Genomic DNA, 12,642 nt, shown 5'->3' on the forward strand with positions numbered 1-12,642 from the left:
TCGGAGGCGCCCCCGGAGGAGCGTGGTCGGGTCTACCAGGCCGTTCGTGAGGAACGAGCGAACGGCCTGGTAGCGACGAAGGGGGCGCCTCCGGCCGGCCGTGTCGACCGGCCCCACCACCCTCAGACGTGCGTGTGCTCGCCCGGGCCCTTGATCGCGAAGCCGGGGAGGTCGGCGAGGTTGTAGGTCGCCTCGTAGGTGCGGCGGTAACCCGTGTGGGCGACCCGCCAGCCGTCGGGGGTGCGCTGGTAGCGGTCCTCGTAGAAGGCGGCGCCCTCGAGCATGAAGCCGAACGCGGCGACGATCACCTTGTCCTGGAGGTACCACCGGGCGGTCGCGGTGTCGCCGTCGACGTGGATCTCGGGGTGGTGCACCTGGTGGAGGGTCACCAGACCCTCGCCGAGGTTGGTGCGCATGTAGTCCACCAGCGCGGCCCGGTCGGCGAAGACCAGTCCGTTGTAGTCGGCGGTGGCCTCGGGCAGGAAGCAGGCCTCGAAGTCGTCCCAGGCCTTGGTGTCCAGGGTGCGCAGGTATCGGTACTTCAGCTGCTTGACGTCCTCGTGGTCGCGCCAGTCGCCGGCGGTCGGGGTAGTAGAACCTGTTCCAGTTTCGCTCACGGCGGCACAGTAACCCAGGTCACAGCCCGCGGAACACGGATGTAACCGGCCGTCAACCGTCCGGCGATCTTGGCGGCGCAGGGTGAGGGCTCCAGTCCTCCCCACCCACAGGAGTCCCCGATGGCCGACAGCACGCACGTCACCGCCGCCCTCGCCGGCATGTCCGACAAGACCGCCGAGCAGCGAGCCGCGCTCCGGCTCAAGCACGCGCAGAAGCTCACCGCCCTCATGGAGGCCCGCGACGACCTGCGCGGCGTCCACGCCCTCGCCGACTTCGTCGACGACTCGGTGCGCTGGAGCGCGTGAGCGCCCGGCCCACGACGTACGGCGGCGGCGCCCCTGCCCGGTGAAGACGGTCCGCAGGCGCGCCGCCGGTCCCGTCTAGAGTTGCGGTCGTGATCTTCAAGCGCGTGGGCGAGGGGCGGCCCTACCCCGAGCACGGGCTCTCGTCCCGTGACTGGGCCGCCCTGCCGCCGCGCCAGGTCCGGCTCGACGAGCTGGTGACCACGAAGGACACCCTCTTCCTGGGTGCGCTGCTCGACGAGGACTCCACGTTCTACGGCGACCTCTTCGCCCACGTGGTGGCCTGGCACGGCGAGCTCTACCTCGAGGACGGTCTGCACCGGGCCCTGCGCGCAGCCCTGCAGCAGCGGCCCGTGGTGCATGCGCGGGTGTTCGACCACGCCGCGGTGGGCACGGTAGGGGCATGACCGAGCGCCCGGGCTCCGCCCTGACCGCCCCGCTGCGCTCGGCGCTGACCCTGGCCGTGCTGGGCGTCCTGCTCCTGCTGATGCTGGTGTGGGGCTGGTCCTCGGCGACCGCCCCGCTCCCCGGCTCCGAGGAGGACCAGGGAGCCTGCGAGCCGTTCACCGTGGTGGCCGGTGAGCGCCTGGACAGCTCGCAGGTGGAGGTCTCGATCCTCAACGCCGGCAACCGCGAGGGCCTCGCGGGCGAGGTGATGGACGGCTTCGTGGAGCGGGGTTTCCGCCAGGGCAGCAGCGGCAACGCACCCACCGGCACCGAGGTCGCGAAGGTCCAGATCTGGGCTGCCGACCGCCGCGACCCCGCGGTCGAGCTGGTCCGCAGCGCCCTGCCGCAGCCTGCGCCCGTGGTCGACACCGAGATCAACGCGCCGGGGGTCGTGGTCGTGGTCGGCAACGACTTCGGCGAGCTGCGCGAGGGCCGGACCTCGATCACCGCGCGCCAGGACGGGTCCGCCTGCGCTCCGTGAGCCGGCCCCGGCGACGCGAGCGCCTCAGCGGCCGCGCGACTCCCTCGTCTCGGGACCCAGCCACTGGGCCAACCGCCCACCGCGACTGACCTCCCGCAGGCGGCGCTCGGTCTGCTCGCGCTGCTTGCGCGGGGTGACGACCAGCAGGTCGTCGCCGGCGCGGAGCGCGGTGCGACGCTCGGGCACGAGGGTCTGGTCGCCGCGGATCACCAACGACACCGAGGCACCGTGCGGCAGCCGCAGCTCCCCCACCTCGACCCCGTGCAGCCGCGAGCGGGGACTGATCGTGACCTGGAGGAGGTCGGCCGCGACCCGCTCCAGCGGCGCCGCCTCGACGTCGAGGTCACGGGGCTCGGACCTCGAGGCGACCCGCAGCACCCGCGCCGCCCAGGGCAGGGTCGGGCCAGTCAGGAGGGTGTCGACCACGATGACGACGAAGACCAGGTCGAAGAGCCGCCCCGCCCCGGCCACGCCCTCCGAGAGCGGGATGGTCGCGAGCACCACGGGCACGGCACCGCGCAGGCCCGCCCAGGACACGAACGCGAGCTCGTTCCACGGCATCGGCCGCACGAGCGCACTGAGCCCCACGGACGCCGGCCGGGCCACGACGGTCAGCACCAGCACGACCGCGAGCGCGAGCCCGACGGTCTCGAGCGTGATGCGACCCGGGGAGAGCAGCAGCCCGAGCATGACGAAGAGCCCGATCTGGGCCAGCCACGCGACGCCCTCGGCGAAGGAGCGGGTGGCGGCCCGGTGCGGCAGGTCGGCGCTGCCGAGCACCAGCCCGGCGACGTACACCGCGGCGAAGCCGGAGCCGTGCAGCGCGGTCGCGGTGCCATACCCGAGGAAGGTGAGGGAGACGACGGCGAGCGGGTAGAGGCCGGCCGTCGGTAGGGCGGCGCGACGCATGACCCAGGCGCCGCCGAAACCGGCGACCAGCCCGCACGCCACGCCGAGCGCCAGCTCGCCCGCGATGATGGCGCCGACGACGACCGGCGGGTGCTCGCCGACCGCGCCGGAGGCGATGAGCGTGACGAGCACGACGGTGGGGGCGTCGTTGAGGCCGGACTCGGCCTCCAGGGCACCGCGGACCCTGCCGGGCAGCGGGACCACGCGCAGGACGGAGAAGACCGCGGCCGCGTCGGTGGGCGCGAGCACCGCCGCCAGCAGGACGGCGAGCTCCCACGGCAGGCCGAGCACGAGGTGGCCGAAGCCGGCGACCACGACCGTCGAGACCGCGACGCCGACGGTGGCGAGCGAGACGCCGAGCGCCATCGAGGGGCGCAGCTCGCGCCAGTTCGAGGTCAGGCCGCCCTCGGCGAGGATCACCGCCAGGGCAGCGAACCCCAGGGCGTGGGCGAGCTCGGCGTCCTCGAAGCCGATGCCGAAGCCGGACTCCCCGAGCGCGGCACCCATGAGCAGGTAGACCAGCAGCGACGGCAGGCCCGCGCGCGAGGAGAGCCGCACGGCGAGGATCGCCAGCAACGTGACGACCGATCCCACCAACACGAACTCGTCGAGCGCCTGCACGTCGAAGGTCATCGCTCCCCTGTCCCCGCGGGGTCCGGCCTGGAGCATGAGCCTATCGTCGGCACGCAGCTGGACAACTGTCCGACCGCAGGTTCCAGAAAACTGGAACTTGTTCTAGATTTGTGTCATGAGCGAGACCCCCGGCACCACCGTCCCCGACGTCCTGCCCGCCTCGGTCCTCGACGGGGCGGAGACGTACGACGTGGTCGTGGTCGGGTTCGGCATCGCCGGCGGCTGCGCGGCCCTCGAGGCGGCCCGCGCCGGCGCCCGGGTGCTGCTGCTGGAGAAGGCCGCCGTGCACGGCGGCACCTCCGCGATGTCGGGCGGCCACTTCTACCTCGGCGGGGGTACGCCGGTGCAGCAGGCCACGGGGCACGAGGACACCCCCGAGGAGATGTACAAGTACCTCGTCGCGGCCTCCAAGGAGCCGGAGCACGACAAGATCCGCGCCTACTGCGACGGCTCGGTCGAGCACTTCGGCTGGCTCGAGGCGCTCGGCTTCGAGTTCGAGCGCTCCTACTACCCCGAGAAGGCCGTCATCCAGCCCGGCACCCAGGGCCTGATGTTCACCGGCAACGAGAAGGTCTGGCCCTACAAGGAGCAGGCCGTCCCCGCCCCGCGCGGGCACAAGGTGCCGGTGCCCGGCGACACCGAGGGCACCCGAATCGTGATGGACCTGCTCAAGGAGCGGCTGGCCGAGGCCGGCGCCGAGGTCCGCTACGAGACGGGCGTGACCAACCTGGTCGTCGACGACTCCGCGGAGGGCGGAGGCGCGGTCGTCGGGGTCGCGTGGCGCTCCTTCGAGCGCACGGGCACGGTCCGGACCGGCGCGGTCGTCATGGCCGCCGGTGGCTTCGTGATGAACGCCGACATGGTCGCCGAGCACACCCCCGCGCTCGGCTCCAAGCTCTTCACCCTCGGCTCGACGTACGACGACGGGCTGGGCATCCGGCTGGGCCGCTCGGTCGGCGCGGAGCTCAAGCACATGGACGAGCCGTTCATCACCGCGCCGATGTACCCCCCGTCGATCCTGCTCACCGGCATCCTGGTCAACAACCGCGGCGAGCGGTTCGTGGCCGAGGACTCCTACCACTCCCGCACCTCCCAGCACGTGATGGAGCAGCCCGACTCCGAGGCCTACCTCATCGTCGACAGCGAGCACGGCGAGCTGGCCAGCTACTCCATGCTGGTCCCGATCATCGACGCCTACGACACCATCGAGGAGCTCGAGACCGCGCTCTCGCTGCCGGCCGGCTCCGTCGCGGCGACCCTGGACCGCTACAACGAGCACGCCGCCCGCGGCGAGGACCCCGACTTCCACAAGTCGCCCGAGTGGCTGGCCCCGCAGGACACCGGCCCCTGGGCCGCCTTCGACCTGCGGCTGGGCAAGGCGTTGTACGCCGGGTTCACCCTCGGCGGCATCCGCGTCGACGTCGACGGCCGCGCCCAGCGCCCCGACGGCTCGGTCGTCCCCGGCCTGTACGCCGCCGGCGCCTGCGCCTCCAACCTGGCCCAGGACGGCAAGGGCTACTGCTCCGGCACCCAGCTGGGCGAGGGCTCGTTCTTCGGGCGGCGGGCGGGGCGGCACGCGGCGGCCGTGGCCGCGGGGGCCGTCGGCGCCAGCGCCTGAGCCCGGGGCTCCACCGATGGTCGAGGTGCGAGCGCAGCGAGCCACGAGACCCCGTACGCCGGTCGCCGGGTCTCGTGGTGCGGCGCTGGCGCGCCTCGCACCTCGACCACCGACGGGTGCTCCCACCTAGGCTCGCCCCCATGACCGCCACGCCGCAGGACCCGAGCAGCCGCTGGAGGGTGGCGAGCCGCGCGAACGTGCCGCCCTTCCACGTGATGGACCTGCTGGAGGCCGCGACCCGGCGCCAGCGCAGCCACGGCGACCTGGTCAACATGGTCGCCGGGCAGCCGAGCACGGGGGCACCGGCGCCGGTGGCCGAGGAGGCGGTGCGGCTGCTGCGCAGCGGCGACCCGCTCGGCTACACCCCCAGCGTCGGGATCCTGGAGCTGCGCGAGGCGATCGCGGCCCACCACCGGCGTACGCACGGGATCGAGGTGGATCCCGACGACGTCGTCACCACGACCGGGTCCAGCGGCGGGTTCCTGCTGGCCTTCCTCGCCGCCTTCGAGCCGGGGGACAAGGTGGCGATGGCCCGCCCGGGCTACCCCTGCTACCGCAACGTGCTCACCGCCCTGGGGTGCGAGGTCGTGGAGATCGAGACCGGTCCCGAGACGCGCTTCCAGCCGACCGTCGAGCAGGTCGCGGCGATCCCGGACCTCACGGGCCTCGTGGTGGCCAGCCCCGCCAACCCCACCGGCACGATGCTTCTGCCGGAGGAGCTGGCCGCGCTCGCGCGCTGGTGCGAGGAGCACGGGGTGCAGCTGATCTCGGACGAGATCTACCACGGTATCGAGTACGCGCCGCTCGACGGCGAGCCGCGGCTGGCCCGCTCGGCCTGGGAGACCAGCCGCGAGGCGATCGTCTTCGCCAGCTTCAGCAAGTACTTCTCCATGACCGGCTGGCGGATCGGCTGGATGCTCGTGCCACCGCGGCTGCGCCGGGCTGTCGACGTGCTCACCGGCAACTTCACGATCTGCCCACCGGTCCTCGCCCAGCGCGCGTGCCTGGCCGCCTTCACCGACGAGTCATACAGCGAGCTCGACGGGCATGTCGCGCGGTACGCCGGCAACCGGCGGCTCCTGCTGGACGGGCTGTCCTCGCTGGGGATCACGCGGCTCGCGCCGGCGGACGGTGCGTTCTACGCCTACGCCGACGTCGGCCACCTCACCGACGACTCGATGGCCCTCGCCCACGACCTGCTGGCCCGCACGGGCGTCGCCGTCGCACCGGGCGTCGACTTCGACACCGTCGACGGCGGCCGGTCGATCCGGTTCAGCTTCGCCGGTCCGACCTCGGACGTCGAGGTCGGGCTGGAGCGGCTGGCGGCGTACCTGCGGGGCTGACCCCACCGCCGACCGCACCCTCGGCACGGCGCTACCGCTTCCCGCACCGCCCGACCGCGGGAGGATCCCGGGGAGCGACTGATCTGGAGGTCCTGCACCGAAGCAGGTGCCGTGCAGGACCTCCAGATCGCCCTCCAAGCCGTGACCGGCGTACGCCGGCTCGCCGGGTGTGGCCCGCCAGTCCTCCACCGGGCCCGGCCGGACCGCGGTGCCCACAGGTCCTCCCGGCCGGTCCCCGCGACCGGCGGCGCGCCGGCACCCTCGAGGCACCCCACCCCTGGAGGCTGCCCATGGATGCCGACGCCATCCGCGCGCTGGCGCGGACCCTGCACGACCAGGGCGAGGAGATGCGCGCGGAGGGTCGTCGCCTGCTCGCCCTCCTCGACGCGACCGCCTGGTCCGGACGCGCCGCGGAGGCAGCCAGGACGCTCGCGCGTCGCCGCTGCGACGACCTCGAGGACTGCGCCGCCCGCCACGACGACGCGGCCCGCGCGCTGGCGCTGCACGCCGAGTCGGTCGAGCACCGGCTCGCGCTCCTGGCCCGCGCGGGCGACCTCGTGGACGGGGTGGGCGAGCTGGTCGGGGACGGCCTCGGGCACCTGCGCGACCTGCTGCCGGACGGACTGCCCGACGGGCTGCCCGGCGGGTCGCCGGGGGTCGGTCCCGGCCTCCTCGCGGCGGTCGCGCTGGACAGGAGGGCAGCGTGAGCGGGGACGCCGGCCTCGAGGTCACGGGAGGAGTGGCCGGCGTCGCTGCGCGGCACGAGGAGCTCCTGGCCCTGGCGTGGGAGTACGACGAGGCGGCCGAGCGGATGCGCGGCTGGGCGGCCAGAGGTGCGGCCGTGCTGGTCGACCCGGGTCTGCTCGCCTCGGGGCCACTCTCCCCCGTGACGCTGGCCGCCGCCGAGGCGCAGGTCCTGGCGGCCACCCTCGGGCCCGACGGCGTGGGGGTGGAGTCCCTGGCCTGGGAGGCCGACGCGGCGGCGGTGCGCCTGACCGCAGGCCTGCTCCTCGACGCCGACCGGCTGGCATCGGCGGGCCTGGACCGGCTGCTGCTGCCGCTGGGCCTGGTCCTCGTGAGCGCACCGGGATGGGTGCCGCCGGTGGCCGGGGTGCTGGCCCGGCTCTACCCCGACGGCAGCCCTGGCGTGCGACCGGTGCCCGGGGTGGTGGTGCCGGCCTCGCACACCGCCCCGCGCAGCGTCCGGGACCTCGTCGAGCACCTGCGCCAGCTCAGCGCCCTCAGCCCGCCCGACGCCCCCGCGCGCAACGGCACCTTCGAGCTGCAGACCCTCACCACGACCGAGGGGGCGCGGCGCCACGTCCTGCTGCTGCCCGGCACCGACGACATGACGACCCTGCCGTGGACCCGCGACGGGGACGCGCGGGACATGGGCGCCAACCTCGCGCTGGTCGGGGGCGTCCCCGACGACGTCACCGACGGGGTGCTCGAGGCGTTGGTGGACGCCGGCGTCGGTCAGGACCCGGTGCTCGTCGTCGGGCACAGCCAGGGCGGGATGGTGGCCGCAGCCCTGCTGACCCGGGCCGACGAGCACGGGCTGTCGATCCGCCACGCGGTCACGCTCGGGTCCCCGACCGGCCAGCTCCCCGGGGTCCCCGCGGGGAGCCAGGTGCTCTCGCTGGAGCACCGGGGCGACGTCGTACCCCTGCTGGACGGGGGTGCCAACCCCGACAGCGTCGAGCAGGTGACCGTGACCTTCGGACCCGTCGACGACGGCGGAGGACGGGGTGGGCTGGAGGTCTTGGCCGACCGGCACGGCTTCGCGGCGTACGCCGAGGGCGCCTCGCTGGTCGACGCCAGCGACCACCCGTCGGTGCGCACCCAGCTGGAGGAGCTGCGGCGCGCCGGCTTCCTCGACCCCGCGGACGGGACCGCGGTCAGCAGCCGGTTGCTGCAGGTGGTGCGGGAGGAGTGAGCCCTCGCTACGGCCCCGGACTAGCGGGAGAGCCCCGCGAGCGCCGAGCGCTGGATGAAGCCGTTGCGCACGCGCTGCGGGTGCAGCCCGACGTCGGTCGTCTTGACGATCTTGGCCGTGCGGTAGGAGATCTTGGAGACGGTGTCGGACTCCGCCCAGGAGATGTAGCAGTGCTTGCCGTTCCAGCTCTGCGTCACCCAGTACGGCTTCTCGCCGCCCTTGAGCAGCTTCGAGCGCTCCATCGACGGGTAGTCCACGACGGTGGCGTAGTCCGACATGGTCCCGGCGACGCAGATGTGCTTGCCGGTCGGGTCCATCGAGATGCCGTGGTGGGCGGAGTCGAGCACGTAGAGCTCGCGCGGGGTGTCCGGGACGAGGTCCGGCAGCCGCTTGACCCTCGTGATCTCCCCACTCTCGCGGTCCATCTCGACGAAGCCGTGGAAGAAGGACAGCTGGAAGAGGAAGGTCTGGTCATCAGGGGTGTGCGTGAGCGGACGCACGGCTGTCGACACGTCCTCCAGGCCGGCCTCGTCCAGGGCGGCGCGCAGGTCGTAGCGACGGGTCACCTCGAAGGTGTCGGCGTCGACGAGCTGGAGCACCCGCTCGCCCTTGGTGGGGTCGAGGACGGCGTTGTCGAGCGGCGTGTAGACCAGCCCGATGGAGGCGTGCAGGATCGTCTCCCCGTCGTCGAGGTAGACCGACTCGTGCGGGGACCCCCCGGACGCGAAGCGGCCCACCTCCTCGCCGGTCTCGACGTCGAGGGCGTGCACGACGTTGCCGGTGGAGGCCGACACCACGACGGTCTCGCCGTCGGGCGAGAGCGCCATGTGGTCGGAGCGGACCCCGTCCACAGCGAAGCGCCAGACGATCTCACCGGTGGCCAGCTCGATCGCCACGACGTCGGCGAAGGAGGGCCGGGAGACGATGAGCAGCTTGCCGTCGTTGGAGGAGTACATGTCGTCGACCAGCTGGTCGTTGCCCTCGCCGATCAGCTGGCGGATCGCCAGGAAGTAGGCCAGGCGGTAGGGGTTGAGCTGGATCTCGGCCATCCGCTCCTCGCGGTCAGGGACGATGTCGATCCGACCGACGCGTCGGAACGAGCCCGGCAGGAGCACGTCGGCGGTGCCGTCCCAGTTGTTGCCGACGTACACCACCCGGCGCAGGTCGTCGGCGCGCGCGGGCGCCTCGTCAGCGCTGGCGACGGGGCCTGTGGCGCCGGCCAGCAGCGGCGCGGCGAGGACGAGACCGGCCAGCGACACGAGTGCGCGGCGGACGGGGTGCGACATCGGGACCTCCCAGGAACCTGAACAACCTTCAGGTATCCAACGACATGGGCGAGTCTCCGTCACGGCGCGTCTCGCCCGGCGGGCAGCGCGACGGGGACCCGGGCTCAGAGCGCCCGGTGGACGAACTCCCCGAGCTGGGTCAGGTTCCGGCACTCGACCATCGGCACGACCTCGCCGTAGCGGGACGCGGCGGAGTCGCCGGTGTCCCAGTGTCGGCGGTGCTCGGGGTTGAGCCACCAGGCGTGGCGGCACTGGCCCGCGAGGTCGGCGAGCACGTCGATGTTGAGGTCGGAGTAGTTGGAGCGGGCGTCGCCCAGGACGAGCAGCGCGGTGCGCGGGCCGATCGCGTCGGCGTGCCGCTCGGCGAACGTGGTCAGGGCGCGGCCGTAGTTGGTGCGGCCCCACAGCGCGGCGTGGGCGGTGCTCGCGGCGAGGTCGGCCATCACGTCGACGACGTCGGCGCCGGGCTTGAAGTGGTGGGTGACCTCGTGGACGTGGTCGATGAAGGTGAAGGCGCGGACCTTGGTGAACTGGTCGCGCAGGGCGAAGACCAGCAGCAGGGTGAACTGCGCGAAGTTCGCGACCGAGCCGCTCACGTCGCAGAGCACGACCAGCTCGCTGCGGTGCGGCCGCTTCGGCTTGTGGTGGGTGGTGAGCGGCACGCCGCCGGTGGAGACCGAGGCGCGCACCGTGCGGCGGAAGTCGAGCGGGCCGCGCCGGTGGGCGTGGTGCTGCTGGGTCAGTCGGGTGGCGAGCCGGCGGGCCAGCGGCTGGATCTCGCGGCGCATCTCCTCCAGGTCGCTGCGCCGCATGGACAGGAAGTCGAGGCGGTCGATCGTCGGCCGCAGCGCCGCCTGGGCGACGTGGTCGGGCCCCTTCTCCTCGCCGATCCGACGACGCGCGTCGGACTCCACGCTGCGGGTGAACCCGCCGACCCGGCGGGCCGCGAGCCGGTCGGCCTCTTCCTGGCTCCGCCCGGCGGCCATCAGCCCGGCGACGATCTGCTCGACCAGCTCTGCGGGGGCCACGCGCTGGAGGGCGGTGTACGCCGACCAGCTGGACAGCCCGGGACCGCGCCCGGGCATGGCGCCGAACCGCGCGACCATCTCCACGGCGAGCGCGTCCAGCGCCTCCTGGTCGCCGTCGACCAGCGCTGCCTCGAGCCGCTCACGGAACTCCTGCAGGGCGGCGCCGTTGTCGCGCGCGGTCCGCGGTCCACCGTCGCCCTCGGGACCCTCGCCCCCCTCGCGACCCTCCCCGCCCTCGGCGTCGAGGGACGCGTCCAGCCGGCCGCCGGCGCCCTCACCGACCATCCGCGGGAAGTAGAGGTCGAAGAGCGCGTCGAAGGTCGGGCGCCACTGGTGCCGCTTGACGACGGCGGCGGCGTACCCCTCCTTGACCACCCGGCGGTCCGACCAGTCCAGGGAGGTCAGCACCGCGACCGCGTCGAGGTCCTCGGCCAGCGAGACCGGCAGGCCCGCCGCGCGGAGCGCCTCGAGGAAGGCGATGTGCCGGTCCAGCAGGCCGGAGTGCTCGGAACGGTCGGACGGGGCGCTCATGTCACGCGCGGGCCAGGCGCAGCTCCTTGACCGCGCGCTCGGTGTCGGAGACGTGCTTGAGCACCACGCCGAGCGTGGCGGAGACCGCAGCGTCGTCGAGGTCCTTGATCTCGAGCGCCAGCAGGGTGCGGGCCCAGTCGACCGACTCCGCGATCGAGGGCGCCTTCTTGAGCTCCAGCTCACGGAGCCGGCCGATGAGGGTGACCAGCTGGGTGGCGACGGCCTCCTCGAGGTCGGGCACCTGGGAGAGGACGATCTCGCGCTCGCGCTCGGCGTCGGGGTACTCCAGGTGCAGGTAGAGGCAGCGGCGCTTGACCGCCTCGCTGAGCTCGCGGGTCGCGTTGGAGGTGAGCACGACGTACGGCCGGCGGACCGCCGCGACGGTGCCCATCTCGGGGATCGTGACCTGGAAGTCGCTGAGCACCTCCAGCAACAGCCCCTCGACCTCGACGTCGGTCTTGTCGACCTCGTCGATGAGCAGCACGGTCGGCTCCTCGCGCCGGATCGCGGTGAGCAGCGGCCGGGTCAGCAGGAACTCGTCGGTGAAGATGTCGTCGTGGGTCTGGTCCCACTCCTGGCCCTGGCTGGACTGGATGCGCAGCAGCTGCTTCTTGTAGTTCCACTCGTAGAGCGCGCGCGCCTCGTCGAGCCCCTCGTAGCACTGCAGCCGCACCAGCTCGGCGCCCGTCGCGCGGGCCACGGCCTTGGCGAGCTCGGTCTTGCCGACCCCCGCGGGCCCCTCCAGCAGCAGCGGCTTCTCGAGGGCCCCGGCCAGGAAGGTCGTCGTCGCGGTGGCGGTGTCGGCGAGGTAGCCGGTGGCCGTCAGCCGCTCGGCGGCGTCGGCGGGTGAGGCGAACCAGGTCCCAGGAGGGTTCATGGCGCCATCCTCACCCATCGACGCACGACGACCGGGCGCCGTCCAGGTGACACCGGTCCGTCCCGGCGTAGCGCACCGGCCCCTCGCCTCGTTGTCGCACCGTGACCGACTCCCCCACCGGTCCGGTCGACGGTTCCCCCACCGCCCACTTGGCCCTCGCCCCACCCCAGCTGCGCGCGCCGCGACGGGCCCGGCTGCGCGCGCCGCGACGGGCCTGGCGGCGTCGGCACGTGCTCCGCACCCTCGACCTGGTCAAGAGCGCGGTGCTGGGCGCGGTCATCACCATCGGCGCGACCGCCCACGTGTCCGCCGAGCCCGCCGAGCCGGTGACGCCGGCACCCCAGGTCGACACGGCCCTGGAGCAGCTGATGGCCGACCACCGCTGCACCACCACGGGCTTCCCCGACGGCTCGGTGCCCGTCAGCACGCTGCTGCGCAACCGCGAGGGCCAGCTGCGGGTCGTCTCCCTCGACCGCGGCTGGGCGGCGTACCAGGGCACGGCCCCGGGCGAGCTCGTCGCCGTCTGCCTCGGCCCCCGCTGAGCCTCCGCCGACCCGTCACGTCCGCACCGCCGACGCGTCAGCTCGGTACGGCGCCTCGCATCGAGGGTGCGGAAGTGACGGCTCGGGGGTT

General features: G+C 73.5%; 13 protein-coding genes. 8 read left to right on the plus strand and 5 right to left on the minus strand.

Annotation, left to right across the window (positions count from 1 at the left end):
- Positions 1-122: 122 nt before the first annotated feature.
- Positions 123-617: a nuclear transport factor 2 family protein gene (locus Q1V71_RS17680; RefSeq protein WP_300645524.1), complete on the minus strand. Its 495-nt coding sequence runs from the start codon at positions 615-617 to the stop codon at positions 123-125.
- Positions 618-737: 120 nt separating this feature from the next.
- Between Q1V71_RS17680 and Q1V71_RS17685 the strand changes: the two genes are divergently transcribed.
- The 3 genes from Q1V71_RS17685 to Q1V71_RS17695 all read left to right on the plus strand — a co-directional run bounded on the left by Q1V71_RS17685 (position 738) and on the right by Q1V71_RS17695 (position 1,848).
- On the plus strand, positions 738-923 hold the full coding sequence (locus Q1V71_RS17685) for a hypothetical protein (protein ID WP_300645526.1): 186 nt from the start codon (positions 738-740) through the stop codon (positions 921-923).
- A gap of 89 nt (positions 924-1,012) precedes the next feature.
- The gene (locus Q1V71_RS17690; protein WP_300645528.1) at positions 1,013-1,327 is read left to right on the plus strand and encodes a type II toxin-antitoxin system VapB family antitoxin; all 315 of its coding nucleotides are present in this window, start codon (positions 1,013-1,015) and stop codon (positions 1,325-1,327) included.
- A complete protein-coding gene (locus tag Q1V71_RS17695) occupies positions 1,324-1,848 on the plus strand; it encodes a LytR C-terminal domain-containing protein (protein ID WP_300645529.1) in 525 nt (174 codons plus the stop codon). Before Q1V71_RS17690 ends, Q1V71_RS17695 begins: the two co-directional genes overlap by 4 nt.
- 24 nt (positions 1,849-1,872) lie before the next feature.
- Here the strand turns inward: Q1V71_RS17695 and Q1V71_RS17700 are convergent, their stop codons facing one another.
- Positions 1,873-3,426 (minus strand): potassium/proton antiporter, encoded by a 1,554-nt coding sequence (locus tag Q1V71_RS17700; protein WP_300645531.1) that lies wholly within the window; start codon positions 3,424-3,426, stop codon positions 1,873-1,875.
- A gap of 79 nt (positions 3,427-3,505) precedes the next feature.
- Here Q1V71_RS17700 and Q1V71_RS17705 point away from each other — a divergent pair, with 79 nt between their 5' ends.
- The 4 genes from Q1V71_RS17705 to Q1V71_RS17720 all read left to right on the plus strand — a co-directional run bounded on the left by Q1V71_RS17705 (position 3,506) and on the right by Q1V71_RS17720 (position 8,287).
- Complete coding sequence (locus tag Q1V71_RS17705) at positions 3,506-5,008, plus strand: FAD-binding protein (RefSeq protein WP_300645533.1); 1,503 nt, start codon at positions 3,506-3,508, stop codon at positions 5,006-5,008.
- Positions 5,009-5,148: 140 nt separating this feature from the next.
- The gene (locus tag Q1V71_RS17710) at positions 5,149-6,351 is read left to right on the plus strand and encodes a pyridoxal phosphate-dependent aminotransferase (RefSeq protein WP_300645534.1); all 1,203 of its coding nucleotides are present in this window, start codon (positions 5,149-5,151) and stop codon (positions 6,349-6,351) included.
- A 290-nt stretch (positions 6,352-6,641) separates the two neighbouring features.
- Positions 6,642-7,058: a hypothetical protein gene (locus tag Q1V71_RS17715; protein ID WP_300645536.1), complete on the plus strand. Its 417-nt coding sequence runs from the start codon at positions 6,642-6,644 to the stop codon at positions 7,056-7,058.
- Positions 7,055-8,287: a hypothetical protein gene (locus Q1V71_RS17720; RefSeq protein ID WP_300645537.1), complete on the plus strand. Its 1,233-nt coding sequence runs from the start codon at positions 7,055-7,057 to the stop codon at positions 8,285-8,287. Before Q1V71_RS17715 ends, Q1V71_RS17720 begins: the two co-directional genes overlap by 4 nt.
- A gap of 20 nt (positions 8,288-8,307) precedes the next feature.
- Here Q1V71_RS17720 and Q1V71_RS17725 read toward each other — a convergent pair whose 3' ends face one another.
- The 3 genes from Q1V71_RS17725 to Q1V71_RS17735 form a co-directional block, all read right to left on the minus strand.
- A complete protein-coding gene (locus Q1V71_RS17725; protein WP_300645538.1) occupies positions 8,308-9,573 on the minus strand; it encodes a PQQ-binding-like beta-propeller repeat protein in 1,266 nt (421 codons plus the stop codon).
- Between the two features lie 104 nt (positions 9,574-9,677).
- Positions 9,678-11,132, minus strand: a complete 1,455-nt coding sequence (locus tag Q1V71_RS17730; RefSeq protein WP_300645539.1) for a VWA domain-containing protein — start codon at positions 11,130-11,132, stop codon at positions 9,678-9,680.
- Between the two features lies 1 nt (position 11,133).
- A complete protein-coding gene (locus tag Q1V71_RS17735; RefSeq protein WP_300645540.1) occupies positions 11,134-12,009 on the minus strand; it encodes a MoxR family ATPase in 876 nt (291 codons plus the stop codon).
- Between the two features lie 101 nt (positions 12,010-12,110).
- Between Q1V71_RS17735 and Q1V71_RS17740 the strand changes: the two genes are divergently transcribed.
- Entirely contained in the window at positions 12,111-12,551 is a 441-nt protein-coding gene (locus Q1V71_RS17740; protein ID WP_300645541.1) for a hypothetical protein, read from the plus strand.
- The last annotated feature ends 91 nt before the right edge of the window (positions 12,552-12,642 follow it).

This window comes from Nocardioides sp. (assembly GCF_030149505.1).
GTDB lineage: Bacteria > Actinomycetota > Actinomycetes > Propionibacteriales > Nocardioidaceae > Nocardioides.